Here is a 24,744-nt window from a genome sequence, read left to right on the forward strand (position 1 = left end):
CGAGGAGCGCGTCCCGCGACCAGGCGGGAGAATCGTCCGCATGGCCTCTTCCGACCCCATCGTCGTCACCGCCGTCTTCACGCCCGCCGAGGGGCGGCGTGACGAGCTCGTCCGCCGCCTCCGCCCCGCCATCGCGGAGGTCCACGAGGAGGAGGGGTGCCGGCTGTACGCGATCCATGACGCCCCGGACGGCACCATCGTCATGATCGAGAAGTGGGACTCCGAGGAGCTGCTCGACGCCCACGGCGCGGGCGAGCCCGTCAAGCGGCTGGGCGCCGCGATCGCCGACGTCATCGCGGCCCCGGTCGTCGTGACGCGCCTGCGTCCCATCCCGGCCGGGACGGAGCACCAGGGCGCGCTCTGACGGCGTCCCGCCCCTCAGCCGGCGGATGCGGAGCGGTTCCAGAGCTCCGGCAGCGTGACCCCGAGCCGGTGCAGCATCCGCCGCAGCGTCGGCAGCGACAGCCCCACGACGGTGGACGGGTCGCCCTCGATGCGGTCGATGAACGGCCCGCCGAGGCTGTCGATCGTGAAGGCGCCGGCGACCGCCAGCGGCTCGCCGGTCGCGATGTACGCGTCGATCTCGTCGTCCCGGATGTCCTGCGCGAAGGTGACCGACGCGGTCGCGACCTCGCCCACCGCCTCGCCCGTGCCGCCGTCCCGGGCGTCGATGAGCCAGTGCCCGGAGTGCAGCAGACCGGTCCGCCCGCGCTGGCGCAGCCAGCGCTCACGGGCGATGTCCGGGCGGTGCGGCTTCCCGTACACGGAGCCGTCCAGCTCGAAGGCCGAGTCGCCGCCGAGCACCAGGCCGTCGAGGCCCTCGGTGCCGGCCGCCACCGCCTCCGCCTTGGCGCGGGCCAGCAGCAGGACCATGCCGGTGGGCGAGATCGGGCCGTGCTGCCGCTCCGCCTCGGCGACCGCGGCCGGCTCGTCCACGGACGACGGCAGGACGACCGGCTCGATCCCCGCCGAGCGGAGGAGGGTGAGCCGGGCGGGGGACGTGGAGGCGAGGTAGAGGCGCATGGCTGCTCCCGGACCGGCCCTGCTGGCCTGTGTCATGCTCGACGGGTGGCGGAATCGGAGGGCACCGAGCTCGAGCTCGAGATCACCAACGTAGCCCACGGCGGTGTCTTCGTGGCCCGGCACGAGGGCCGCGTGGTCTTCGTCGCCGACACGCTTCCCGGGGAGCGGGTCCTCGCCCGCGTGGTCGACGATCGCCACGACCGGTACTGGCGCGCCGACACGGTCCGGGTGCTGCAGCCCTCGCCGGACCGGAGGCCCCACGTCTGGGCGGAGGCCGAGGTGACCCGGGACCCGGACGAGCGGCCGGGCGGCGCGGAGTTCGGACACATCGCCCCCGTCCGTCAGCGGGAGCTCAAGCGGCAGGTGCTCGAGGAGAACCTGCGGCGCATGGCGGACGTCGACACGGAGGTCCCGGTCGCCGCGCTTCCCGGGCCGGAGGACGGGACGGGCTGGCGCTCCCGCGTCCGCCTCCACGTGGACGCGGACGGACGGATCGGACCCTACGCGGCCAGGTCCCATCGGGTCATCGAGGTCGCCGACCTCCCTCTCGCGGCCCCGCCCCTGCAGGAGGCGGCGCCGCTCGGGCAGCGCCGTCCCGGCGGCAGGTCCGTCGACCTCGTGCTTCCCTCGGACGGAGCGGCGCGGGTCGTCGCCGACGGTGACGCCGGCGGGCAGACCATTCTCGAGCGGGTCGGCGAGCGCTCGTTCCGCCTAGACCTCCTCGGCTTCTGGCAGGTGCACGTCGCCGCGGCCGCCACCCTGAGCGACGCCGTGCGCCGCGCGGTCGACGACCAGCTCTTCGACCCCTCGGCGGCGAACCTCGACCTCTACGGCGGCGTGGGCCTGCTCGCGGCGGCGGTCGGTGACCGCTTCGGCGCGGGGACGCGGATCACGAGCGTCGAGTCCGACGAGCGCGCCACCGCGCACGCGCAGGAGAACCTCGCCGACTGGGTGGGGGCGAGCGCCGTCACGGCACGGGTCGACCGGTACCTCGGCCGGCTCGAGCGGGAGGCGAGCCGGGCCCAGCGATCGCGCCTCCAGCGGTCGACCGTCGTGCTCGATCCGCCGCGGTCCGGGGCCGGCAAGGACGTCGTCCGCGCGCTCGGCGCCCTGCGCCCCGCGCAGATCGTCTACGTCGCCTGCGATCCCGTCGCCCTCGCTCGGGACGTGGGCTCGCTGCGGCGCCTGGGGTACGAATTGCGGGGCGTCGCGGGCTTCGACCTGTTCCCCAGCACTCACCACGTCGAGGCGGTCGCGAGCCTGACACGCGCGTGAGCCCGCCCTGATCCGGTCGCCGAGTAGGTAGAAAGGTACGTACACCGGATCTGCTCGGGGGCCGATCCGGGCTCCAGTTCCGCATCAGCGCGCGGGAGATCCACGCGCCGCGAACTGGGGACGTGCGGATGGGGTACAGGATGGGGGTCCGCACTCTACGATGTTTGCGCGGGGCGAACAGCGCTCCGGGGGAAAGGGTGGCGGTGGTGCGCACGATGGAACGACTCGGCGTCGACTCGGACGTGAGCGCTCCGGTCGAGGATCGCGTTCAGCACGTCCGCGTCGCGGCAGTGGATGACCACGAGTCGGTGCGGCTGGGGCTACGCGCCGCCTGCATCGACGCCGGCTACGAATTCATCGAGGAGGCGGCGAACGTCGACGACCTGGTCGCGGCGCTGCGCGGCCGGGAGTGCGACGTCGTCGTGCTCGACCTCTCGCTCGGCGACGGCTCGACCGTCACCGAGAACGTGAAGAAGATCCAGGCGACGGGCGCCGGCGTCCTGGTCCACAGCATCGCGGACCGCGTCGCGAGCGTCCGGGAGGCGCTGGCCGCCGGTGCGGCGGGCGTCATCCCCAAGTCGGCGGCGACGCAGACCGTGATGGCCGCGATCAGCACCGTCGCGCGCGGCGAGGTTCTGAACAACCTCGAGTGGGCGAGCGCGATCGACGCGGACGCCGACTTCGCGAAGGCGCAGCTGGGCCGTCGAGAGCGCGACGTGCTGCACCTCTACGCCTCCGGTCTGCCGCTCAAGATGGTCGCGGCGCAGCTCGGGATCGCCGCCTCGACGGCCCGCGAGTATCTGGACCGCATCCGCGTGAAGTACGTGGAGGTGGGCCGCCCGGCGCCGACCAAGGTGGACCTGCTGCGGCGCGCGGTGGAGGACGGGATCCTGCCGGGACTGGATCCGGACTCCGGCGATGAGCGGTAGCCCTTCCGGCACCGCTGCTCCCCCCGAGGTCCGCGCCCCCGCGAACCCGATCACCTCCGGGCAGCTGGAGGTGGCGCTCACTCGCGTGGCGAGCATCTTCGGCGTGCTCGTCGCGCTGCAGACCGTGCCGGCGCTGCTCAGCCAGATCGGCGCGATGAACTCCGCCGCGGGACTCGCGACGGTCGTCGTGCTCTTCGGATGCCTCGCTCTCGCCGGGCTCGCGGCCTTCTTCCGCCAATGGACCGCGCGGACGTTCGCGCTCTTCGCGGTCGTCTACCTCCTCGCCCTGCTGTTCTGGCAGCCGATCGTCGCGGGGCCGCTGCCGGGCGACGACGCTCCCTGGATCTACTACCTCTGCAACGTGGCGACCGGCTTCGTCGCCATCGCCGCCCGCCGCGCCTGGTGGGTCGCGGCCGCCTATACGGTCGCCGTGCCGGGAGTCATCACCTGGGTCCGCACCCTGCCGAGCGGCGGCGGCGTGAGCATCGACAAGGCGGTGCTCGACGGGCTGTACTGCTTCTTCCTCGGCTCCGTCGTGCTCGTGATCGCCGTCGCCCTCCGCCAGGCGGCCGCGAGCGTCGACAAGGCTCAGGGGGATGCGCTCGCGAGCTACAGCGAGGCGGTCCGCCACAACGCCACGGAGTCCGAGCGGGTGCGAGTCGACGCGCTCGTCCATGACAGCGTGCTCACGACGCTGCTGAGCGCGGCCCGTGCCCGGACCGCCGAGTCGCAGGCCCTCACGGCTCGCATGGCGCGCAACGCGATGCGGCACCTGAGCGAGGCCGAGACGAGCTTCCCGACCGGGCCGGCCGACATCCCGCTCACCGTCCTCGCCGGGCGCCTCCGGCTCGAGGTCGCCGAGCTCCCGGCCGCCTTCGACGTCCACATGCGCGGCCTCGGCGAGGGCTCCGTTCCGGAGCCGGTGGCCGAGGCGATCGTCGCCGCGGCGACTCAGGCGATGGTGAACAGTGTCAACCACGCGGGCGGCGGCTCGCACGTCGTCCGCTCGCTCAAGGTGACGGCGGTGCCGGGCGGCGTCTGCGTGCGCGTCCACGACACCGGGCACGGGTTCGACCCGCAGTCCATCCCGGTGGAGCGACTGGGTGTGCGGACCTCGATCATCCGGCGGATGGAGGACGTGGGCGGCACCGCGACCGTCACCTCCCGCCCTGGCCACGGGACCACGGTCGACCTCGAGTGGACGGCGCCCGAGGGCGCGGACGCGGCCGGCCCGGGGGAGTGGACGGCATGATCTCGCTGCCCCGCGGTCTCGTCCTCGCGCTCGGCGCGCTGTTCTCGGCCTACCACCTCGTCCTCGCCGTGTACGACCTCGGCGAGTCCGCGAGCGTGGGCCCCGTCATCGCGGCGATGGTCCTGTACGCCGCGGCCACCACGATCAGCCTGTGGCCCACCAGTCCCGTGTCGATGCCCTACTGGCTGGCGTCGTTCAACGTCGGCGTGACGGCCGCGATGTGCTTCCTCGTCACCAGCCAGCTGGACCCCGAGGTCGAGAACAGCTACGGGACCTGGCACGTGGCGGCGATCGGCACGCTGATGACGATCACCGCCGTCCGCCGCCGGTTCGTCTTCGCCTGGGCCGGGATCGCGGTGCTGACGCTGCAGACGCTGGTGTGGGCGGGGCCGGACGCCCTCGCCCGCACCGGGGTCATCGGCGACATCGTCTGGGTGGCGATGTCGCACATGATCGCCAACGCCCTCGCGAAGGCGACGCGGGACGCCCGGCAGTTCGCCCTCGCCGAGCAGGAGGCGGCCGACTGGCGGGCCGCGCAGGAGGCCCACCTCAGCGAGCGGCAGATCCGACTGGGCCGGATGAGTCGCGTCTCGCTGCCGATGCTGCAGCGGATCGCGCTGTCCGGCGGCGATCTGACCGAGGAGGAGCGCCGCGAGTGCTTCGCGCTCGAGGGCGCCCTGCGAGACGAGATCCGGGGCCGCCGGCTCCTCAACGACGCGGTCCGCGAGCAGATCATGATCGCTCGGCGCAACGGCACCAGCGTCCAGCTCCTCGATGAGGGCGGCCTCGACGACCTCGGCGACGCGGAGCTCGACCGCGTGCTCAACCGTCTGGCCGAGGTGCTGCGCGGGGTTCGGACCGACCGGCTCATCATCCGCGCGGTGCCGGCGGGATCGAGCACCGCGGTCACCGTCGTGGGGCTCACGACGGTGGACGACGGCAGCGCCAGCGCTCTGTCCCACGACCACGACGACGAGGTCGACCTGTGGGCGGAGATCCCGCGCGAAGGAGCCCTCGAGGCATCCCCGGCCGGTCGCGGCTGACCGCCTGCCGGTTTCGTCCCCCGTTCGAGGGACTGTACCCCGGTAGACCCCCCAGTATGGTTACAAATCCTCACGTTTCACGGGGGCTGGCGGCGCAAAGAGGACCTCGGTGTCCCCCCAAATGCCGACTTTGACGACTTATGAGGACCCGGCAATATAGATGTTGTCAGGTGCTCCTCTTCGTGAGCACCACCGGGCACTCGCCGACTAAGGGTAAGCGGGCGAGTGATCTGGGGGCGAGTCAGGGTGATATTCGGGTTGTCACCCTGACTCGGGTCTTGGGGAAGGGCCGGTCCGGAAGGACCGGCCCTCTTCTCGTTCCGCCGGTTCCCCCGATGCCGTCTCCTGAACCCCGTCGTGCACCCGGCTCGCCGGTGGTCACCGGGCCGCACTCTGGCGCTCAACAGGCAGGAATGCGGTCAACAGCAGGACACGCCGCCGCGGAGCCTGTGCGTCGCGGAAATGCCTGTTGAGGGGGATGCCGCACCGGGAATGCCGGTCGAGCGCGAGTGCGCGACAGGAGGGCGAGGGTCAGCGCCAGGGATGGCGCAGCGGCGCCGTGCGGAGAGCCCGCTGGCTCCGCTGCCAGTCCGACGGAGTGGCCGACGGGGGAGCGGGGCGGTGCGCCGGAGGCGCCGGGAGCGCGTGCAGGACCGCGAGCACGGCCGCGAGCTCCTCCGGAGTGGGCGAGCCGCGGACGATGCGCACGCCGAGGTCCGCGGCCTCCGCGTCGCCGTCCTGGGGTGCGGGATCCGGGGTCACAGCGGGATGTTGCCGTGCTTCTTGGGCGGCAGGCTCGCGCGCTTGGTGCGCAGGGCACGGAGCGCCTTCACGACGACGATGCGGGTCGCGGCCGGCTCGATGACGCCGTCCAGCTCGCCGCGCTCGGCGGCGAGGAACGGGCTCGCGACGTTGTACGTGTACTCGTTGGCGAGGCGCGTGCGGACGGCCGCGACGTCCTCGCCCGCCTCCTCGGCGCGGCGGATTTCGCCCCGGTACAGGATGTTCACGGCGCCCTGGCCGCCCATGACGGCGATCTCCGCGGTGGGCCAGGCGTAGTTGAGGTCCGCGCCGAGCTGCTTCGACCCCATGACGATGTAGGCGCCGCCGTATGCCTTGCGGGTGATGACGGTGACGAGCGGCACGGTGGCCTCGGCGTACGCGTAGAGGAGCTTCGCGCCGCGCCGGATGACGCCGGTCCACTCCTGGTCCGTGCCGGGCAGGTAGCCGGGCACGTCCACGAGCGTGAGGATCGGGATCGAGAACGCGTCGCAGAACCGAACGAAGCGCGCGGCCTTCTCGCCCGCGTCGATGTTCAGCGTGCCCGCCATGGCGCTCGGCTGGTTCGCGATGATCCCGACCGAGCGGCCCTCGATGCGGCCGAAGCCGACGACGATGTTCGGCGCGTACAGCGGCTGCGTCTCCAGGAACTCGCCGTCGTCCACGATGTGCTCGATCACCGTGTGCACGTCGTAGGGCTGATTCGGGCTGTCCGGGATGATCGTGTTCAGATGGCGGTCCGCGTCGGTGATCTCGAGCGGCGCCTCCGCCTCGTAGACCGGCGGGTCCGCCAGGTTGTTGTCCGGCAGGTAGGCGAGCAGGGTGCGCGCGTAGTCGAGCGCGTCGTCCTCGTCGGAGGCGAGGTAGTGGGCCACCCCGGAGCGGGTGTTGTGGGTGAGCGCGCCGCCCAGCTCCTCCATGCCGACGTCCTCGCCGGTGACCGTCTTGATGACGTCGGGGCCCGTGACGAACATCTGGCTCGTCTTGTCGACCATGATCACGAAATCGGTGAGGGCGGGGGAGTACACCGCGCCGCCCGCCGCGGGCCCCATCACGATCGAGATCTGCGGGATCACTCCGGAGGCGGCGGTGTTGCGGCGGAAGATCTCGCCGTACTTGCCCAGCGCGACGACACCCTCCTGGATGCGGGCGCCGCCGGAGTCGAGGATGCCGATGATCGGCACGCCCGTCTTCAGGGCGTGCTCCATGACCTTGATGATCTTCTCGCCGGCGACCTCGCCGAGCGAGCCGCCGAAGATCGTGAAGTCCTGCGAGTAGACGGCGACCTGGCGGCCGTGGATGGTGCCGAGCCCCGTGACGACGGCGTCGCCGTAGGGCCGCTTCTTCTCCATGCCGAAGGCGTGCGTGCGGTGTCGGACGAACTCGTCGAGCTCGACGAAGGAGCCGTGGTCGAGGAGCTGCTCGATGCGCTCCCGGGCCGTCTTCTTGCCCTTCGCGTGCTGCTTCTGGATCGCCGCCTCGCCGCTCGCGGTGACGGCCTCGTGGTAGCGCTGACGGAGATCGTGCAGCTTGCCCGCGGTGGTCGACAGGTCGGGAGCGACAGGTCCCTCCGCCGCCTCGCCGAGGGCCTTCACCTGCTCGTCGCTGAGCCTTGCCAGGTTGGTCTCCGTCACGCGGTTCACCCTACCGGCCCCCCGGAAGGCACCCTCGTTGAGGATTCGCACAAAGCCGGGGCGTCAGAGCGCGGGGCGGCGGAGGGCGCGCGCCATCCGGCGCCGCATACCCCACACGGTGACCCGGGCCATGGCCTCGGCGACGATCGCGCGGCTCATCTTCGACGCCCCCGCACGGCGCTCGCGGAACTCGATCGGCACCTCCCGGATGCCGTATCCGGCATCCAGCATCCGGATGGTCATGTCGATCTGGAAGCAGTAGCCGCGGGAGTTCACGTCCTCGAGGTGCATCGCCGCCAGGGCGGACGCGCGGTACGCGCGGAATCCGGCGGTGGAGTCGCGGACGGGGATCGCGAGCATCCGACGCGCGTAGGCGTTGCCCGCCCTGCTGAGCAGCCGGCGGAATCCGGACCAGTCGGCCACGCTCCCACCCGGCACGTACCGGGAGCCGATCACCGCACCCAGTGCGGGATCGGCCTCGAGGGCCGCGACCATCCCCGGCAGGGCCGAGGTGGGGTGCGATCCGTCCGCGTCCATCTCCACGACGGCGGGGTACCCGAGACCGATCGCCTGCGCGAAGCCCGACAGGTAGGCGCGCCCGAGACCCTCCTTGCCCTGGCGGTGCAGGACCGCGACGCGCGGCTCCGCGGCGGCGAGGCGGTCGGCCAGCCGGCCCGTGCCGTCGGGACTCGCGTCGTCCACGACGAGGAGGTCGAGGTCCGCATCGAGCGCGAGGACCTCCCGGACGACCCCCTCGAGACTCTCGATCTCGTTGTACGTCGGGATGACGACGAGGGCACGACCCCGGGTGGGAGGGTTCGCCGATCGGGGCACGCGTCGATCCTAGGCGCGCCCCCGCATGTGACGTTTCATCGAGCGGGCCGCGCCGGGCGCCGCGTCGCGCCGCTACCGTCGAGTCATGGAGCTGCCCCGATCCGCCGCCCTCGCCGCCCGTCTCGAGGTGCTGCCGAGCACCGGCTCGACCAACGACGAGCTGATCGCCCGCGCCACGGGACCGGATCCCTGGCCGCACCTGTCCGTGGTCGCCACCGACACCCAGACGCGCGGCCGCGGCCGGCTCGGACGGACCTGGACGGCGCCCGCGGGCCGCTCCCTCGCCGTCTCGGTCCTCCTCCGCCCGGGACTGCCCCTCGGGACGCTCGGGTGGCTGCCCCTGCTCACCGGGCTGGCGGTCGCCCGCACGCTCGCCGCGCTGGGCGGCGCCGCCCGGCTCAAGTGGCCGAACGACGTGCTGATCGGCGAGCGGAAGGCGTGCGGCATCCTCGCCGAGCTCCTGCCGGACGGCTCCGGTGTCGTCGTCGGCGTCGGGGTCAACCTGACCCTCGACGAGGGCGAGCTCCCCGTGCCCACCGCGACCTCGCTCGCGCTCGAGGGCCTCGACCCCGATCCTGACGCCCTCCTCGCGGGCGTGCTCGGCGAGCTCGGGAGCCTCGTGGACCGCCTCGCCGCCGCGGGCGGGGACGCGATCGCGGCGGGGCTGCGGGACGACGTGGTGTCCGCGTGCGACACCATCGGCCGTGCCGTGCGGGTCGAGCTGCCGTCGGGGGAGGTCGTGCACGGCGCCGCCACCGGCATCGACGGGACCGGGCGGCTCGAGGTGCTCCCGGACGGAGCGGATGCCGGAAACGCCCTGCACGTCGCCGCGGGGGACGTCACCCACCTGAGGTATTAATGAGGGCATGGCGAGCGGTGCCGGCGTGACCGACGCCGCGTCCCGGCACTCCAGGCGCGGCCGGTCGTCCGCGCCCGTCGAGCCGATCCCGGCGCCGAAGCGCGGCTCCACCGAGGAGCACCCGGTGGCCCGGATGCACTCCTCCGCCCGGCGGCTCGTCCTGCCCGCCCTCGTCCTCGTCGCGGCCAGCGCGGCCGGGGGATTCCTGGCCGGGCGCCTGCCCGAGCCGTGGCAGAACCAGGCGCTGCCGTTCGTGCTCGTGGCGGCCGTGCTGCTGCTCGCGGTCGTGCCGTTCCTGGTCTGGCTGACCCGGGTCTACACGATCACGACCCGCCGGCTGATCGTGCAGTCCGGGGTCGTCGTCCGGCGACGGCAGGAGCTCGTGCTCTCCCGCGACTTCGACGTCACCATGCGGCGCGGACCGCTCCAGGCCATGGCCGGCAGCGGCGATGTCTTCGTCGACACCGGCACCGATCGGCCCGTCGTGCTGAAGGACGTGCCGGATGCCGCGCTCGTGCAGGCGGCCCTCGCCGACCTCATGGAGCTCAGCACCCGGGCGCCGGGGACCCCTCGTCAGCAGGCCATCGCCGCAACCCGCCGCCCCTTCGACCCCTAGGCCCGCCGGGCCCCCAGACAGGCGACCTCCGGGCGCGGCTCCCGCTGCCAGTCAGTCGACCGACGCGACCTCGGGGGCCTGCCGCACCTCGGGACGACGCGCGAGGCGCCGGCTCGAGACGGACTCCCTCCGCCGGGCGGTCTCGGCGCTCGCCGCGGCCCGCTCCGGGTGGTACACCCAATGCCGGTACAGCCCGAAGCGGACGATCGAGCCGAGCAGGAGGCCGATGACGTTCGAGGAGATGTTGTCGGCGAGCAGCGAGGTGAAGCCGAGCACGTAGTGGGACACCCAGAGGCAGGCGAGCCCGACGCCCATGCCGAGCAGGCTCACGCCGAGGAACTCGAGGGCCTCGACCGCGCTGTCCGTGCGCCGGTGCGGCCCGAACGTCCAGTAGCGGTTGCCGATCCAGTTCGCCGCGATCGCGACGCCCGTCGAGATGACCTTCGCGACCATCGGGCCCTCGTGCATGCTCTCCGGCGAGAGCAGCGTGAGGCGCAGCACGTTGAACACGGCGAGGTCCAGGACGAACCCGACCCCGCCCACGAGCGCGAACGCGAGGAGCTGACGGGCCAGCGCTCCTGCTCGTCCTCGGGAGGGGGCCCCGGTGCGAGCGGGAGAGGGTTCAGCCATGCAGCGGTCCGGTTCGTGAGACAAGATGGGCGGGGTGCAGTCTAGGGCAGTGGGGTGAGCATGAAGCTGAGGGTTGGCGTCATCGGTGGCGGTCAGCTCGCCAGGATGATGATCCCTCCCGCCATCGAGCTGGGGATCGAGCTCTGCGTCCTCGCGGAGGCGGAGGGCTCCTCCGCGCGCCTTGCCGCGACGACCGTGGGCGACTACCGCGACGCCGACACGGTCCTCGCGTTCGCCGAGACCGTCGACGTCGTCACGTTCGACCACGAGCACGTCCCGCAGTCCGTGCTGCGGAAGCTCGTGGCGCACGGCGTCGCGGTGCGTCCCGGCCCGCACGCGCTGCTGTACGCCCAGGACAAGATCCTGATGCGCGAGCGCCTGAGCGAGCTCGGCCTGCCCCTGCCCGACTGGCAGTCGGTCCGCACCGCCGAGGAGATCGAGCACTTCCTGGCCGACCACGACGGCCGCATCATCGTGAAGACGCCTCGGGGAGGCTACGACGGCAAGGGCGTGCGCGTCGTCACGAGCGTCGCCGACGTGCGCGACTGGCTGGACGGCAACGACCTGCTCGTCGAGGAGGTCGTGCCCTTCCAGCGCGAGCTGGCGCAGCTCGTGGCCCGACGGCCCTCGGGGGAGACCGCCGTCTGGCCCGTGGTCGAGACCGTGCAGCGGAAGGGGGTCTGCGCCGAGGTCGTCGCGCCCGCTCCGCGCTCCGCGGGACTCGTCGCCGACGTGGCAGGGGACATCGCCCTCCAGGTCGCCGAGGGCCTCGATGTCACCGGGGTCCTCGCCGTCGAGCTCTTCGAGACGGTCGACGACCGCGTGCTCGTCAACGAGCTCGCGATGCGGCCCCACAACTCCGGGCACTGGACGATCGACGGCTCCACGACGAGCCAGTTCGAGCAGCACCTGCGGGCGGTCCTCGACCTGCCGCTCGGCGCCACCGGCCTGGATCAGCCGTGGAGCGTGATGGTCAACATCCTCGGCGGACCGGCCGAGGGCAGCCTCGCGGACCGCTACGCGCGAGCTCTCGCCGCGGAGCCGGTCGCGAAGATCCACAACTACGGCAAGGACCCGCGTCCCGGCCGGAAGGTCGGGCATGTGACCGTGACGGGAGACGAGCTCGACGACGTCGCGTACCGCGCCCGCGCGGCAGCGGCGTTCTTCGAGTAGACCGGGAAGAGGGGCACGCGGCGGGGACGCCGGGAACCTCGGGCAGCCGCGCTTACCATTGCCACCATGTCCGACGAGATCCCGGCGGGGGACAGCCCCGCGACGCCGTCCATCGGAGGCCCCCTCGTCGGCGTCGTGATGGGCTCCGACTCCGACTGGCCCGTCATGAGCGCCGCCGCCGGGGTGCTGGCGGAGTTCGCCATCCCGCACGAGGTGTCCGTGCTGAGTGCGCACCGGACCCCGGGACGCATGCTCGACTACGGGCGGGCCGCGTCCTCGCGCGGCCTGCGGGTCCTCATCGCGGGCGCCGGCGGCGCGGCGCACCTGCCCGGGATGCTTGCGAGCGTCACGACCCTGCCCGTCATCGGCGTCCCGGTCCCGCTCGCGAAGCTCGACGGGCTGGACTCCCTGCTGTCGATCGTGCAGATGCCCGCCGGCGTCCCCGTCGCGACCGTCTCCATCGGCGGAGCGACCAACGCGGGCCTGCTCGCCGCGAAGATCCTCGCGACGGCCGACGAGGCCCTCACCGCGCGCCTCGAGGCGCACATGCAGAACCTCGCCGCGATCGTAGAGCAGAAGGACGCGGCCCTGCGGGCGAGCCTGACGAGCCCCGACACGCCGTGACCAGGGTCTCCCAGCCGCTCCCGTACCAGGCGGCGCTGCCCGGCCGGACGGCGGGCGCGACGGCGCTCGGCGCGGGAAGCACGCTGCGCACGCCGAACCCGCCGACCGAGCCCGTCATGACCCGGCGCGCCTGGTTCCTCGTCGTCCTCAACCTGCTGATCCCGGGATCCGCGCAGGTGCTCGCGGGCAGCCGCCGGCTCGGGCGGTTCGGCCTTGCCGCCACCCTCGTCCTCTGGGCCCTCGTCGCGCTCGCCGTCGTGCTGTTCTTCGCCGCGCGGGGACTCGTGCTCTCGGTCGCCACCAACCCGTTCGCGCTGTGGGTGCTGCAGGCGCTCCTCGTCGGCTACGTTGTGCTCTGGGTGGTGCTGACCCTCGACACCCTGCGGCTCGTCCGGCTCGTGAGGGTGCGCAGCGCCGCCCGCCCGCTCCTCGCCGCGTTCTCGGTCCTCACCCTCGCCGCTCTCGCGGGAGCGGGAGGCTACGGCGCGGTGCTCGCGGGCGTGACGCGCGAGACGATCTCCGACGTCTTCTTCGCCGGCCCGCCGGAGCCGCCCATCGACGGCCGCTACAACGTGCTGCTCCTCGGCGGCGACGCCGGGCCGGATCGGGAGGGCATGCGGCCCGACAGCGTCTCGGTCGTGAGCGTCGACGACGCGACCGGCAGCGTCGCGATGTTCGGCCTGCCGCGCGACCTGACGGACATCCCCTTCTCCGAGGGGTCGCCGATGCAGGCGCTGTACCCGGACGGCTACGGCCACCGCAACACCTGCAACGTCGACGTCTGCCAGCTCAACTCGATCTACACCGAGGTGACGCTCAAGAACCCGGACCTCTACCCGGACGCGGTGTCAGAGGGCAGCGATCCCGGCATCGAGGCGATGCGGGACGCGGTCGAGGGGGCCCTCGGCATCCAGATCCAGTACTACGTGCTCATCGACATGCAGGGCTTCAGCGACCTCATCGACGCGCTCGGCGGCATCACGATCGACGTCAAGGAGCGGCTCCCGATCGGCAGCGGGGTCGACGAGAACGGCAACCCGGCCTATCTGGAGCCCGGCGTGCAGCACATGGACGGCAACCACGCCCTCTGGTACGCCCGCTCGCGCCACGGCACGAGCGACTACGACCGGATGGCGCGACAGCGCGAGGTGCAGCAGGCGATGCTGCAGCAGATGGACCCGACCAACGTGCTGCTGCGGTTCCAGGACGTCGCCAAGGCCGGGGCGGAGGTCGTGAAGACCGACATCCCGCAGGGCACGCTCGGCCACTTCGTCGACCTCGCCCTCAAGGCCAAGGGGCAGCCGATCACCGACATCGAGTTCGTCCCGGACCTCATCGACCCGGCCGACCCCGATTACGAGTTCATCCACGCCAGGGTGCAGGAGGCGGTCGCTCCGGCGCCCGCCGAGTGACGGCCCGCCTCAGCACGGCTTCCGGTTCACAGGGGCGGGGCGTCCGCGCAGGCGGCCGCGGTAGCCTCGGCGCGTGCGCACGGCGGTCCTGCTCGCCCTCGCGGCCGTCCTCACGCTGACGGGCTGCGACTCCCCGGCGCCGCCGGGCCCGACCTCGGCGGTCCCCGGCCGCTCGACCGCCGGCGAGGTGCGGGTCGCGATCGTCGGCGACTCGATCACCGACGTGCAGAGCCCGGACTTCTCGGCCGGCCGGATCGACCCCGAGTCGTGGGCGAGCGAGGTCCTCGACGAGGGGCGCGTGTTCGCGGGCGGCTACGCCGTGTGGGGCGCGACGACCGAGCAGATGGCGGCCGCCGTGCAGCCCCTCGACGCGGACGTCCTCATCGTCCTCGCGGGCACGAACGACATGGCGCTCGGCGTCCCGTTCGCCGAGACGGCCGCGAACCTGGAGGCGATCGCCGAGACCGTCGGCGCTCCCCGGGTCGTGCTGTCCGCGATCCCGCCGATCGACTGGACGCCGGGCGCGAGCGACGACTTCAACGCCCAGCTCGAGCGGCTCGCGCGCGACGAGGGCTGGGAGTGGGTCGACCCGATGGGCCGGATCGAGTCCGGCGGGGAGTTCCGCGAGGGGATGAGCGACGACGGGGTGCATCCCTCGGCGCGGGCGTCGCGGCTGATCGGCGAGGCGATCGAGTCGGCCGTGTGGCCGGAGGACGGGGCATGAGCCGTCAGAGGTCGGCGTGCAGCTGCCAGACCTTCTCGGCGGAGTCCCGCCAGTGGAACGCCTTCGCGCGGTCGCGGCCGCGGACGCGCAGTCGTTCGAGGAGCACGGGGTCGACGACCGTCGCGCTGATGGCGTCCGCCAGGCGCTCGGGATAGGACGCGCGCGGCTCCCGCGACACGGCCACGCCGGCTCCGTCCGTGACCTCGAGGAGGGCCGGGACGTCGGAGTGGAGGACCGGGGTGCCGAGGGAGAACGCCTCGAGCACGCTGAGCCCGAAGCCCTCGGCGACGCTCGGCTGGACGAAGGCGACCGCGCCCGCCATGGCGACCGCGAGCTCCTCGTCGGTGAGCAGGCCGAGGCTCAGCACGCGCCCGTCGGGGACGCCGGCCTCGGCGAGGACGGCCCCGAGGGGCCGCGGTCCGGTGGGGACACCGGCGAGCACGAGCGGGATGTCGGGGACGCCGGGCAGGGCGAGCGCGGCGAGCAGGGCGTCGAGCGCCTTGTGCGGCTGCAGTCCCGCCATGGCGAGCAGGTACGCCGACGGCAGGCCGAGCCGCCGGGCGACCGCCTCGCGGTTCGCCGGCAGGCGCAGCGACGGCGCACCGCCGATGACGCGGACGCGGTGGCCGAGATCGAGGTGCGGCTCCAGCTCCTCAGCGACCGCGTGGGTGGGCACGACGATCGCGTCCGCATGCTTGGCGGCCCGCTTCGCCATCGCTCGCTGCCACGACGACCGGTCGGCGGAGTCGGGCGAGGTCCACGGCGTCGCGTCGTGGATCGTGACCACCACCTGGTCACCCGGGCGGGCCTCGCGGTCGTGGGCCCGCAGGGGCGCGAGCAGGGTCGGGGAGTGGATCATGCCGCGCAGCGGGACCGTGGTCAGTCCGTGCTGCCAGGCGGCGTAGAGCTCGCGCCGGGCGAGGGCGCTCTTGTGGAGCCCGGCCAGCCCCGGGAGGCGCCGCCGCAGCTCGCCGTACTCGGCGTCGGTGGAGGCGGCGACGATCCCCTCGACGTCGCAGTCCTGCGGAGCCGTCGCGATGAGCGCGCGCGTGATCTCCTCGGTGTAGCGCGCCACACCGCGCGGCGAGCCCTCGAGCACGCTGTCGACGATCACGCGGAGGGTCACCATGTCGGGCGGGACTCCGGGAAGGAGACGCTCATCAGCCGCGCATGTGTGCGACGGCGTCCTTGCTCGGCCCGTCGAACTCGAGTCGGCCGTCCCGGATCAGGATGCCCCGGTCGCAGATGCTCGACACCATGTCGAGGTCGTGGCTCACGACCACCAGGGTCTTCCCGCGCTCGTGCAGCTCGCGGATCTTCGCGAGGCACTTGTGCTGGAACGGCTCGTCGCCGACGGAGAGGATCTCGTCGACGAGCAGGATGTCCACCTCGGTGTGGATCGCGACCGAGAACGCGAGCCGGAGGAACATCCCGGACGAGTAGTGCTTCACCTCGGTGTCGATGAACTTCTCGATCTCGCTGAAGGCGACGATCTCGTCGAAGCGGTCGTCGATCTCCTTCTGGCTCATGCCGAGGATCGCGGCGTTGAGGTAGATGTTCTCGCGGCCGGAGAGGTCCGGGTGGAATCCGGCCCCCACCTCGATGAGGCCCGCGACGCGGCCCCGCGTGAGGATCTCGCCGCGGTCGGGCTGGTACACGCCCGAGATGAGCTTCAGAAGGGTGGACTTGCCGGACCCGTTGAACCCGAGGAGGGCGACCGATTCGCCCGCGTTGATGACGAAGTCGACGCCGTCGAGCGCCTCGAACGTGCTCGCGATCTTCTTGCGCCGGATCGCGGCGATGAACGTCTCCTTGAGGGAGTGGGTGTGCCGCAGCAGGAAGCGCTTCCCGACGCCCGAGACGATGATCGCCGCGCCGTCGATGCCCTGCACGGTCTCAGAGGTCCTGGGCAAAGCGGCTCTCCAGTCTGCGGAAGACGAACTGGCCGAGAAGGAGCGTCACGGCGGCGATGCCGAAGGCGGCCAGGCTGTACTCGGTGAGGTTCGGCGGAGCGTCGAATGCGTTGTTCGTGGTGGGAGCCCAGAAGCCCGCGTGGAAGAGCTCCACGGCCGCGGTCAGCGGATTGAGCTGGTAGAGCACCATCACCCACTCCGGCACGATGTCCCGGACCATCGTCCACTGGTAGAGGACCGGCGAGATCCACGTGGCGACGAGGATGATGAGCTCGACGAAGTTCTGCGCGTCCCGGAAGGACACGTTGACCGAGCCGAAGAGCATGCTGAGGCCGATGGCGAAGGCGAGGATGATCGCCATCCCGAGCAGGATGCCGAGCACGTCCGGAACCGACGGGCGCCACCCGACGAGCAGGCAGACGAAGAGGAGCACGACGGCCTGCGGGAGGAAGTTGACGAACGCGACGAAGGTGGACGCGACCGGGAACATCTCCCGCGGCAGGTAGATCTTCTTGATGAGGGCGGCGTTGTCGACGAGCGACCTCGTGCCGTTGGAGAACGCCTCGCTGAAGAGGTTGATCGTGATCAGGCCGGAGAACAGGTAGATCGGGTAGTTCTCGATCGTCGAGTTCAGGCGGAGGAACACACCGAGGGCCAGGAAGAAGACCAGGAACTGGGTCACCGGCTTCACATAGGACCAGAGCCAGCCGAGGGCGGATCCGCGGTAGCGGACCCGGACCTCCTTCCGGACGAGGAGCGCGAGGAGGTAGCGCCGGCGCACGACATCGATGAGTCCGGCCCCACGGCCGGGTCGGACGAAGTCGCGAGTGTCGGCGGGGGCCACCGTGTTGGTCAAGAGCGAGGTTCCCCAGTCGGAGTCGAGTCGAACGGCGGATGGCCGGTTCGATTGTAGACGGCGGCCTCGGTCTCAGCCGCAGGCGGTGATGCGGTGCAGGGTCGCGTCGCCGGAGCGGGCCACCTCCGGGCCGAGGGCGGCGGGATCCGTGCGGTCGATGCCCGCGAACAGCTCCGCCTGCGGATCGCCGTTCCACAGCAGGCCGGGGGAGACGAGGACGTGAGTGGCTCCCAGGCGGTCGAGGGCCTCGCAGACGCGGGCGTCGGCGGAGACGAGGTCGAGTCCGGAGGCGACGAGGAGCCGGTCCGGATCCCAGTCGCCCGTCAGGTGCGGGAAGAGCGGCTCCCGGTCCCCGATCGCCCAGGTCAGCGCCGAGCCGTTCCACGGGTTGCCGACGATGACGGCGTCGGCGGGGGTGAGCTCCGGCAGCTGCTCGAGGAGCGCCGCCGTTCCGGTGTCGAGGAGCCGGCCGTCCTTGTCCTCCGCGATCCGGAACTGATCGCCGATCTCGCCGGCGATGGTGCGCAGGGACGCGCCGGGCCACGACGTGAGGAGGACGACCGCCGCGAGCGCCGCGGCCAGCAGCGGCCGGAGGCGGGGGCGGAGCCGCTCCGCGACCGCGCGCGCCAGCGCGTGCACCCCGAGCGCCGCCAGGGCGGGGACGACCATGGCGAGCGTCGCGTACAGCCGGAACTTGTCCTTGTACCAGACGCCCGTCGCGAGCTTCGCGAGATCGCTGTTGGAGCCCGCCGAGAGCGTGTAGAGGATCCCGGCGAGGAGGAACGCGACCGGCACCCAGCGGGTGCCGGGGTGCAGGAGGCACGCGATGAGGCCGGCGATCGTCGCGACCACGAGCGCCCAGGGGACCGGGAGGGCGCTCTCACCCGGTCCCGCGGGCGGGGTCAGCAGCAGCACCTGGAGGAACGACTCCCCGAGGCTCTGCCGTGCGATCGCGGGCCCGCCGTTCAGCCGGTCGGAGATCGGCCGGTCCGACACGGCGTAGTGCTCGAGCACGAGGTAGGCGGCGGCTGCTCCCGCGAGGAGCACCGCGAGCACACCGGCGGCCAGCCAGAGAAGGGTCCGTCGCCGCGTGCCCGGGTCCCTCAGCCGGGGGCGCAGCCGGGCGAGCCCGAACGCGGCGACGGCCGGCACCGCGAACACGGCGAAGCTGAACAGGGCCCGCGGGTGCGCGAACGCCTCCGCGACCAGCCACAGCCCGACGAGCAGCGCGCCGGCACGCCTGCCCAGGTCGCCGCGCATCGTCTCGACGAGCAGGGCGAGCCCGGCCGGCATCAGCGCCATGGCGAGGCCGGTGGGATAGAGGACGCCCCACTCGAGCAGCAGGTACGGGAAGCCCGCCGACGCCGACGCGGCCAGGGCCGCCACGGCGGCCACGATCCGCCGGTCCGCGGAAGCCGGAGCGAGGACCGCTGCGAGGAAGGCGGACCCGGCGGCGAAGACCGCGCCGGCCGTGACGATCCAGACGGCGTTCGTGGCGACGGGGATCGAGACGCCGGGCAGGTCGGCGACGAGCGAGACGGCCGCGTGCCAGGCCGCGGGGTAGAACTCGAGTCCCGTGCCCGGATGGGTCATCCGGTACAGCGTGAACGAGGAGGCGTCACCGGTCGCCTGGATCCAGGCGACGGCGTTCAGGTGGAAGACGCCGTCGTAGGACTGACTGACGAGGCCGGGGGAGGGCACGGCCTGGAACGCGATCCAGCCGGTCAGGACGGTCGCGGCGACGACGCAGGCGGCGACGATCGCGGTCGTCCCCGCCGCCGGCTGCGGGGGCCGGGACCGGCGGCGGCGCACCAGCAGCGCGAGGACGGCGGCGGGGACCGTGAGCGCGGCGGGCGCACACCAGCCGAACGGAACCGACAGGAGCGAGGCGAGGACGGCGGAGGTGCCGATCAGGGCGACGGAGAGCGCTCCGGACAGGGCGAGGAGCCGCAGTCCCCGCAGTCCGAGCGCCCAGGCGAGCAGGCCGCCGGGTACGAGGATCCACAGCGCGGCGGCCAGGACCGCCGGCGCGGCCCCGAGCCAGTCAGGCAACGGTCGACCGCTCCCCGGCTCTGCTGCCGGCTGCCGCCGCGCCGACGGTCTCCGACGCCGCCGTCACCGCGGGTGCGCGGAACACCACGAAGTGGTACAGCGCGAACCGCACCAGCACGACGACGCCGATGCTCACGATGTTCACGAGGTTCAGCAGGAGGGCCGACAGGTAGCCGAACGATTCGAGCGTGACGGCTCCCGCCGCGACGATGCCGGCGCCGATCGCCGTGCAGAGCGCGTTGACGGCGAGGAACAGCATGAGCTCGAGCATCCGGCCCCGGCCCTGGCGGTGCCGGAACGCCCATTCGCGGTTGCCGAGGTACGCGTTCACGAGCGCGATCAGCGACGAGACGACCTTCGCCGAGACGGCGTCCCATCCGAAGACGAGGAGGAAGAGGTTGAAGGTGGCGAGCTCGAGAACGGTGCTCGTCGCCCCGACGATGAGGAAGCGTCCTCCCGATCGGAGCATGTCCCGCATCCGCTCTGCCCCCAATCCGGCCTCGACTACGCTACTACGGGCGACCGCGGGGACGGCGGAGGAGGGGGACGACGTGACCCACGTCGCCGTCGTGATGCCCGCCTTCAACGAGGCGGACGCGCTCCGCGAGTTCGTTCCGGAGGTGGTCCGGGCGGTCCGCCGCGTCGCCGATCGCGTCTCGGTCGTCGTCGTGGACGACGCCTCGGCCGACGGCACGGCGGACGCCGTGCGCGAGCTCGACCTGCCGGCAGGCGTCACCGTCGCCGCGATCCGCAACGACGAGAACCTCGGCCACGGGCCGTCCGCCCTGCGCGCCTACGCCGCCGGCTACAGCACGGGCGCGGAGTGGATCGTGCACGTCGACGGCGACGGGCAGTTCCTGGGCGAGGACGTCGCCGCGGTCGTCGCGCAGCTCGCCTTCGAGCCCGCCGCGCGCGGAGTGCGCCGGCATCGCCGCGACCCCTGGTATCGCAAGGCGGCGACCCTCGTCGTCATGCTGGGGGCCTCCGCTCTCGCCGGCGGGCGCATCCCGGACGTCAACACGCCGCTGCGGGCCTATCGCCGCCCCGTGCTCGGCCGACTGCTCGCCGCCACCGACGCGATGGCGCTCGTCCCGCACGTCCACTTCTCGATCCTCGAGCGCACGTGGCGGCTCGGGGTGGGCAAGGTCCGCGTGCGTCACGTGGCGAGGAGGGGGCGGTCCGCCGAGGGCTCGATGTGGGGCGGAGGCGCGGTCGCCCCGAAGCTGCCGCCCCGGCGGCTGCTGGTGTTCATCGGGCGCGCGGCCGTCGAGGTCTGGCACTTCCGCGTCCGGCGTGCCGCTCCCCGTCCGGTGCCCCTTCCCGAAGACTGATCGGCATGGTGCGGCGACCGGCCGGGGCCGGCCGGGCTCCCTTCCTCGCAGCGGCGGCGCTGCTCGCGATCGCGCACGTCGTCGTGGCCGTGCCGGGCTTCACCCTGACGCGCTTCTGGGAGGACGAGGCCTACAACCTCACCGTGCCGCTGCACCTGATCGCGGGCGAGGGGTACAGCAGCGCCGGGTTCCTGACGACGCTCGACGCCGACCCCTTCGACGTCCGGATCTCCACGGGACCGGTGGTGCTGCTGCCCATCGCGGGCGTCCTCGCGACCGGCGTCGACCCGGTGATCGGCGCGCGGGCGGTCATGCTCGTCTTCTACGCCGCGCTCGTGGGCGCCCTCTTCCTGGCCGGCAGGCGCATCGCGGGACCGTGGGGCGGGCTCCTCGCCGCCTCCGGTCCGCTGATGCTCGACGCGACCGACTCCTTCTCGCCCCTGCAGGGTCCCACCGACGTGCTGGGCGAGGTGCCGAGCGCGTTCCTCCTGGTCGCCGCGATGCTGACGCTGCGGCGGCCGGCGTGGTCGGGCCTGCTGTTCGGGCTCGCGCTGCAGGCCAAGACGCTGTCGGTGCTCTCGGGGCCCGCGCTGGTTGTCGCTGTGGCGCTCGCCGCGGGCGCCGGGGCCGCGAGCACCGCGCGCCTCCGGCGGGTCCTCGTCTTCGCGCTGGCGGCCGCGGTCCCCACGGTCGTCTACGAGCTCGCGAAGCTCCTCGCCCTCGGGCCGGGCGCCTACGTCGTCTCCACCCGGCAGTGGCTCCGCTTCCTGCTGACGGGCGGTCAGGAGGGCTTCTCCGTCTCCCCGGGGGAGAAGGTCGTGGCCCTCATCACGGGATGGCATGTGCCCTGGCCCCTGGTCCTGGTCCTGCTCGCCGCCGGAGCCGCCCTCGCCGTCTCGACTCTGCTGCGCGTGCTGCGAGGGCACCGCCTGCGCGCGGAGCTCGTCCCGCTCGCCGCCGCCGTCGCGGGCGTCCTCCTCACCTGGTGCGCGTGGTGGGTGCTGTCGACGAAGGACCCGCTGTGGCTGCGCCACCCCGCACCGGGCCTCCTCGCGACGGTGCCGCTCGTGCTCGCGTTCGTGCTCCGCGCCGCTCGAGCGCGCACCGGCTCCGGGGTTCCGCGGGTCATCGCGACCGGGGTGCCGGCGCTGCTCACCCTCGCCGCGGTGCTCGCCGCCGTGCTCCACGGGATCGCCGCGTACCAGCAGGGCGTCGAGACGCTGCCCGACCAGCGGAGGGCCGCCGCCGCGGCGGAGGACTTCCCCGGGGACGCCCTGCTCGCCCGATGGGGACCGGCGATCAGCATCGTCGTGCTGTCCGGCAAGGAGATCGCGCATCCCGACGAGCCCGTCGAGAGCGCGTGGGTCATCGAGATGCTCGACCGCACACCCCGCGGGATGGCGCTGCAGGAGCGCCGCGTCGAGGCGCTCTGCGGCGCCGACCGGGAGGCCGTCGCCGGCTACATGCTGTGCGAGCCCGGGCAGCGGCGACCCTAGGTTTGGGGGTCCCCGTCCGGGATCTTTAGGGGCCCGAGCCCGCAGGCCCCGTAATAGCATCGCCGGGAGCCGCAAAGGGGGTTGTCATGCTCGAACGAGGGTGGAGGCGCTTGCTCGCCGCCGTGAGCGGGGTGGCGATCCTGGCGAGCGGGCTGGTCGCGGTCTCCGCGCCGCAGTCCGCCGAGGCGGCGAACGCGTGGGACTTCCGTCCCGGCAACATCATCAGCGACGCCGTGTTCTTCAACAACACGACGATGACCGCGCAGCAGGTGCAGGACTTCCTCAACGCGAAGGTGCCCAACTGCCGCGGCACGACGCTGCCCTGCCTCAAGAACTACACCGAGACCACCTGGACCCGCGCCGCGGACCCCATGTGCGGCGGCTACAACGGCGCCGCCAACGAGAGCGCCGCGATGATCATCTGGCGCGTCGGACAGGCGTGCGGCATCAACCCGCAGGTGCTCATCGTCCTGCTTGAGAAGGAGCAGGGCCTCGTCACCGACTCGGCGCCCACCGCTCGCAAGTACCGGTCGGCGACCGGCTACGGCTGCCCCGACACCGCGCCCTGCGACGCCGAGTTCTACGGCTTCTACAACCAGGTCTTCAAGGCCGCGTGGGCGTTCAAGCGCTACGCGATGCCTCCGGGCACCGGCCCCGGAACGCCCTGGAACACCGTCTACAGCCGCTACCGCCCGGGCGCCACCGCGCAGGTGCAGTACCACCCGAACACCGCGTGCGGCTCCTCCGCGGTCTTCATCGAGAACCAGGCGACGGCGAGCCTCTACTTCTACACGCCCTACCAGCCCAACAACGCGGCCCTCGCGGCCGGCTACGGTCTCGGCGACTCGTGCTCCGCGTACGGCAACCGCAACTTCTTCATGTTCTTCACCGACTGGTTCGGGACGTCGCGCTACCCGGTCCTCGGCGCGCTCCGCGAGTACTACGACGCGAACGGCGGCCGCTTCGGCTGGCTCGGCGAGCCCACGGCGCCCGAGGTCGCGGCCTTCGGCGGATGGCGGCAGACGTTCGAGGGCGGCTCCCTGTTCGTCCAGCCGGGTCAGCCCGTCATCCCCGTGCGCGGCAGCTTCTCGGCGGAGTACGCGCGCCTCGGCTTCCAGGGCAGCGCTCTCGGCTGGCCGCTCTCCCCGGCGGTGCCCGCGATCAACGGCGGGTCGCTGCAGGAGTTCCAGGGCGGCGCGATCTACCACGACGGCGTCGCGGCCTACGGGCTGTACGGCGCCATCGGCACCTACTACCGCTCGATCGGCGCGTACCGCAGCGCACTCGGCTGGCCGATCGGCCGGCAGGTGGCCGGCGCGGCGGGCGACGCGACGCAGAGCTTCCAGGGCGGCACGGTGCGCGCTGAGGCGGACGGGTCGGTCAGCCGTCCCGGCGGCCGCGACCAGCGCGCGGGCACGGCCTTCGTGGACGTGGACGGCGACGGCGTGACCGACATGTTCGGCCGCACGTCCGACGGCCGCCTCATCTTCTACCGGGGTGGCGCGAACGGCGCGCTGCTCGCCGGCCGCGAGGTCGGGTCCGGCTGGAACATCCACTCCTGGATCGGATCCTTCGGCGACGGCAACGCGGACGGCGTCCCCGACCTGTGGGGTCGCGAGGCCCGGACCGGTGCCCTCTGGTTCTACCCGCTCACCAAGACGGGAGCGGCCGCGAGCCGCGCGAACGTGGGCATCGGCTGGAACACGCTCGACGCGCTCGTCACCCCCGGCGACGTGACGGGCGACGGCATCGGCGACGCGTACGGCCGGGACATCGTCTCCGGCGCGCTCTACGTCTACGTGGGCGACGGCGCGGGCGGGTTCTCGAGCAGGAGCCGGGTCAACGAGGGCTGGGGCACGTTCAACGCGATCGTCCCCGTCGGCGACGTGACCGGCGACGGCGCCCCCGACCTGCTCGGCCGCGTCGCGGTGAACGGCAACCTGATGCTGTACCGCACGGGTGCGGGCGGCGCGATCGTCTCGGGCGAGCTCATCAACCGGGGCTGGGGCGGGTTCGACATCCTCCTCGGCGGCAACCTCCCGGGCGCCGTCGGCCAGGGGCTGATCGTGCGCGACCCGAGCCGCGGCAACGGCACGCTGCGCCGCTACCTCATCTCCGGCACGACCATCGCTCCCGGCCAGGACTTCAACGTCGGCTGGAACATCTACGGCGTCCTCTTCTGAGTCCCGCTGACTCCCGCTGACGCCGCCCTTGCGCGACGTCAGCGGGACCGGCGGATGCCGTTCCTCTCCGCCTTCCCTGCCCTCCGTCTCCTGGCGCTCAACAGG

Annotated in this window: 24 protein-coding genes; 14 read left to right on the forward strand and 10 right to left on the reverse strand. The window is 72.7% G+C overall.

All coding sequences use genetic code 11. The annotated features are described in order from the left end of the window. Positions 1-40 precede the first annotated feature (40 nt). Complete coding sequence (locus tag J3P30_RS08105; protein ID WP_210480545.1) at positions 41-364, forward strand: putative quinol monooxygenase; 324 nt, start codon at positions 41-43, stop codon at positions 362-364. Between the two features lie 14 nt (positions 365-378). Here the strand turns inward: J3P30_RS08105 and J3P30_RS08110 are convergent, their stop codons facing one another. Then, a complete protein-coding gene (locus J3P30_RS08110) occupies positions 379-1,023 on the reverse strand; it encodes a nucleoside triphosphate pyrophosphatase (RefSeq protein ID WP_210481926.1) in 645 nt (214 codons plus the stop codon). 45 nt (positions 1,024-1,068) lie between these two features. On the opposite strand from J3P30_RS08110, the gene J3P30_RS08115 reads away from it, so the two are divergent. The 4 genes from J3P30_RS08115 (at position 1,069) to J3P30_RS08130 (ending at position 5,522) form a co-directional block, all read left to right on the forward strand. Next, positions 1,069-2,298 (forward strand): class I SAM-dependent RNA methyltransferase, encoded by a 1,230-nt coding sequence (locus J3P30_RS08115; protein WP_210480546.1) that lies wholly within the window; start codon positions 1,069-1,071, stop codon positions 2,296-2,298. A 215-nt stretch (positions 2,299-2,513) separates the two neighbouring features. Further along, positions 2,514-3,227 carry a response regulator transcription factor gene (locus J3P30_RS08120; protein ID WP_210480547.1) on the forward strand — a complete coding sequence of 238 codons (714 nt, stop codon included), beginning with the start codon at positions 2,514-2,516 and terminating at the stop codon, positions 3,225-3,227. Beyond that, complete coding sequence (locus tag J3P30_RS08125) at positions 3,217-4,479, forward strand: sensor histidine kinase (RefSeq protein WP_210480548.1); 1,263 nt, start codon at positions 3,217-3,219, stop codon at positions 4,477-4,479. The genes J3P30_RS08120 and J3P30_RS08125 overlap by 11 nt, the downstream gene beginning before the upstream one ends. Then, on the forward strand, positions 4,476-5,522 hold the full coding sequence (locus J3P30_RS08130; RefSeq protein ID WP_210480549.1) for a hypothetical protein: 1,047 nt from the start codon (positions 4,476-4,478) through the stop codon (positions 5,520-5,522). Before J3P30_RS08125 ends, J3P30_RS08130 begins: the two co-directional genes overlap by 4 nt. A gap of 531 nt (positions 5,523-6,053) precedes the next feature. On the opposite strand, the gene J3P30_RS15155 is transcribed toward J3P30_RS08130, so the two are convergent. The 3 genes from J3P30_RS15155 to J3P30_RS08145 form a co-directional block, all read right to left on the reverse strand. Continuing rightward, on the reverse strand, positions 6,054-6,284 hold the full coding sequence (locus J3P30_RS15155) for an acyl-CoA carboxylase subunit epsilon (protein ID WP_210480550.1): 231 nt from the start codon (positions 6,282-6,284) through the stop codon (positions 6,054-6,056). After that, positions 6,281-7,897, reverse strand: a complete 1,617-nt coding sequence (locus J3P30_RS08140) for an acyl-CoA carboxylase subunit beta (protein ID WP_210481927.1) — start codon at positions 7,895-7,897, stop codon at positions 6,281-6,283. Before J3P30_RS08140 ends, J3P30_RS15155 begins: the two co-directional genes overlap by 4 nt. Positions 7,898-7,999: 102 nt before the next feature. Further along, positions 8,000-8,770, reverse strand: coding sequence for a polyprenol monophosphomannose synthase (locus J3P30_RS08145; RefSeq protein ID WP_210480551.1), 771 nt, complete (start codon positions 8,768-8,770; stop codon positions 8,000-8,002). An 85-nt stretch (positions 8,771-8,855) separates the two neighbouring features. On the opposite strand from J3P30_RS08145, the gene J3P30_RS08150 reads away from it, so the two are divergent. Together J3P30_RS08150 and J3P30_RS08155 are read left to right on the forward strand one after the other, a co-directional pair. Continuing rightward, complete coding sequence (locus J3P30_RS08150) at positions 8,856-9,629, forward strand: biotin--[acetyl-CoA-carboxylase] ligase (RefSeq protein ID WP_210480552.1); 774 nt, start codon at positions 8,856-8,858, stop codon at positions 9,627-9,629. A gap of 7 nt (positions 9,630-9,636) precedes the next feature. Beyond that, positions 9,637-10,245, forward strand: a complete 609-nt coding sequence (locus J3P30_RS08155; RefSeq protein ID WP_210480553.1) for a PH domain-containing protein — start codon at positions 9,637-9,639, stop codon at positions 10,243-10,245. 51 nt (positions 10,246-10,296) lie between these two features. Here the strand turns inward: J3P30_RS08155 and J3P30_RS08160 are convergent, their stop codons facing one another. After that, positions 10,297-10,875: a GtrA family protein gene (locus tag J3P30_RS08160; RefSeq protein WP_210480554.1), complete on the reverse strand. Its 579-nt coding sequence runs from the start codon at positions 10,873-10,875 to the stop codon at positions 10,297-10,299. 60 nt (positions 10,876-10,935) lie between these two features. On the opposite strand from J3P30_RS08160, the gene J3P30_RS08165 reads away from it, so the two are divergent. The 4 genes from J3P30_RS08165 (at position 10,936) to J3P30_RS08180 (ending at position 14,808) form a co-directional block, all read left to right on the forward strand. Then, on the forward strand, positions 10,936-12,048 hold the full coding sequence (locus J3P30_RS08165) for a 5-(carboxyamino)imidazole ribonucleotide synthase (RefSeq protein ID WP_210480555.1): 1,113 nt from the start codon (positions 10,936-10,938) through the stop codon (positions 12,046-12,048). A gap of 66 nt (positions 12,049-12,114) precedes the next feature. Further along, positions 12,115-12,672 carry a 5-(carboxyamino)imidazole ribonucleotide mutase gene (gene purE / locus J3P30_RS08170; protein ID WP_210480556.1) on the forward strand — a complete coding sequence of 186 codons (558 nt, stop codon included), beginning with the start codon at positions 12,115-12,117 and terminating at the stop codon, positions 12,670-12,672. Continuing rightward, positions 12,669-14,084 (forward strand): LCP family protein, encoded by a 1,416-nt coding sequence (locus J3P30_RS08175; RefSeq protein ID WP_307807442.1) that lies wholly within the window; start codon positions 12,669-12,671, stop codon positions 14,082-14,084. The genes purE and J3P30_RS08175 overlap by 4 nt, the downstream gene beginning before the upstream one ends. Before the next feature lie 73 nt (positions 14,085-14,157). Further along, entirely contained in the window at positions 14,158-14,808 is a 651-nt protein-coding gene (locus J3P30_RS08180) for a GDSL-type esterase/lipase family protein (protein WP_210480557.1), read from the forward strand. 4 nt (positions 14,809-14,812) lie between these two features. On the opposite strand, the gene J3P30_RS08185 is transcribed toward J3P30_RS08180, so the two are convergent. The 5 genes from J3P30_RS08185 to J3P30_RS08205 form a co-directional block, all read right to left on the reverse strand. Continuing rightward, entirely contained in the window at positions 14,813-15,937 is a 1,125-nt protein-coding gene (locus J3P30_RS08185) for a glycosyltransferase family 1 protein (RefSeq protein ID WP_210480558.1), read from the reverse strand. Positions 15,938-15,968: 31 nt separating this feature from the next. Next, a complete protein-coding gene (locus J3P30_RS08190; RefSeq protein WP_210480559.1) occupies positions 15,969-16,721 on the reverse strand; it encodes an ABC transporter ATP-binding protein in 753 nt (250 codons plus the stop codon). After that, the gene (locus tag J3P30_RS08195; protein WP_210480560.1) at positions 16,705-17,577 is read right to left on the reverse strand and encodes an ABC transporter permease; all 873 of its coding nucleotides are present in this window, start codon (positions 17,575-17,577) and stop codon (positions 16,705-16,707) included. The genes J3P30_RS08190 and J3P30_RS08195 overlap by 17 nt, the downstream gene beginning before the upstream one ends. Before the next feature lie 72 nt (positions 17,578-17,649). Next, on the reverse strand, positions 17,650-19,629 hold the full coding sequence (locus J3P30_RS08200; protein WP_210480561.1) for a DUF6541 family protein: 1,980 nt from the start codon (positions 19,627-19,629) through the stop codon (positions 17,650-17,652). Continuing rightward, positions 19,622-20,098 carry a GtrA family protein gene (locus tag J3P30_RS08205; RefSeq protein ID WP_210480562.1) on the reverse strand — a complete coding sequence of 159 codons (477 nt, stop codon included), beginning with the start codon at positions 20,096-20,098 and terminating at the stop codon, positions 19,622-19,624. Before J3P30_RS08205 ends, J3P30_RS08200 begins: the two co-directional genes overlap by 8 nt. An 82-nt stretch (positions 20,099-20,180) precedes the next feature. Here J3P30_RS08205 and J3P30_RS08210 point away from each other — a divergent pair, with 82 nt between their 5' ends. The 3 genes from J3P30_RS08210 (at position 20,181) to J3P30_RS08220 (ending at position 24,639) form a co-directional block, all read left to right on the forward strand. Further along, positions 20,181-20,960, forward strand: coding sequence for a glycosyltransferase (locus J3P30_RS08210; protein WP_210480563.1), 780 nt, complete (start codon positions 20,181-20,183; stop codon positions 20,958-20,960). A 5-nt stretch (positions 20,961-20,965) separates the two neighbouring features. Then, positions 20,966-22,456: a hypothetical protein gene (locus tag J3P30_RS08215; RefSeq protein WP_210480564.1), complete on the forward strand. Its 1,491-nt coding sequence runs from the start codon at positions 20,966-20,968 to the stop codon at positions 22,454-22,456. 86 nt (positions 22,457-22,542) lie between these two features. Next, positions 22,543-24,639: a hypothetical protein gene (locus J3P30_RS08220; protein ID WP_210480565.1), complete on the forward strand. Its 2,097-nt coding sequence runs from the start codon at positions 22,543-22,545 to the stop codon at positions 24,637-24,639. Positions 24,640-24,744 lie beyond the last annotated feature (105 nt).

This window comes from Naasia sp. SYSU D00948 (genome assembly GCF_017916515.1).
In the GTDB taxonomy this organism is placed as follows: domain Bacteria; phylum Actinomycetota; class Actinomycetes; order Actinomycetales; family Microbacteriaceae; genus Naasia.

Excerpts from the sequence above, each read along its gene's own strand:
- J3P30_RS08165 (WP_210480555.1), top strand. The coding sequence starts at position 10,936 with ATGAAGCTGAGGGTTGGCGTCATCGGTGGCGGTCAGCTCGCCAGGATG.
- J3P30_RS08105 (WP_210480545.1), top strand. The coding sequence starts at position 41 with ATGGCCTCTTCCGACCCCATCGTCGTCACCGCCGTCTTCACGCCCGCC.
- J3P30_RS08220 (WP_210480565.1), top strand. The coding sequence starts at position 22,543 with ATGCTCGAACGAGGGTGGAGGCGCTTGCTCGCCGCCGTGAGCGGGGTG.
- J3P30_RS08160 (WP_210480554.1), bottom strand. The coding sequence starts at position 10,875 with ATGGCTGAACCCTCTCCCGCTCGCACCGGGGCCCCCTCCCGAGGACGA.
- J3P30_RS08125 (WP_210480548.1), top strand. The coding sequence starts at position 3,217 with ATGAGCGGTAGCCCTTCCGGCACCGCTGCTCCCCCCGAGGTCCGCGCC.
- purE (WP_210480556.1), top strand. The coding sequence starts at position 12,115 with ATGTCCGACGAGATCCCGGCGGGGGACAGCCCCGCGACGCCGTCCATC.
- J3P30_RS08150 (WP_210480552.1), top strand. The coding sequence starts at position 8,856 with ATGGAGCTGCCCCGATCCGCCGCCCTCGCCGCCCGTCTCGAGGTGCTG.
- J3P30_RS08130 (WP_210480549.1), top strand. The coding sequence starts at position 4,476 with ATGATCTCGCTGCCCCGCGGTCTCGTCCTCGCGCTCGGCGCGCTGTTC.
- J3P30_RS08185 (WP_210480558.1), bottom strand. The coding sequence starts at position 15,937 with ATGGTGACCCTCCGCGTGATCGTCGACAGCGTGCTCGAGGGCTCGCCG.
- J3P30_RS08205 (WP_210480562.1), bottom strand. The coding sequence starts at position 20,098 with ATGCTCCGATCGGGAGGACGCTTCCTCATCGTCGGGGCGACGAGCACC.
- J3P30_RS08215 (WP_210480564.1), top strand. The coding sequence starts at position 20,966 with ATGGTGCGGCGACCGGCCGGGGCCGGCCGGGCTCCCTTCCTCGCAGCG.
- J3P30_RS08155 (WP_210480553.1), top strand. The coding sequence starts at position 9,637 with ATGGCGAGCGGTGCCGGCGTGACCGACGCCGCGTCCCGGCACTCCAGG.
- J3P30_RS08120 (WP_210480547.1), top strand. The coding sequence starts at position 2,514 with ATGGAACGACTCGGCGTCGACTCGGACGTGAGCGCTCCGGTCGAGGAT.
- J3P30_RS08110 (WP_210481926.1), bottom strand. The coding sequence starts at position 1,023 with ATGCGCCTCTACCTCGCCTCCACGTCCCCCGCCCGGCTCACCCTCCTC.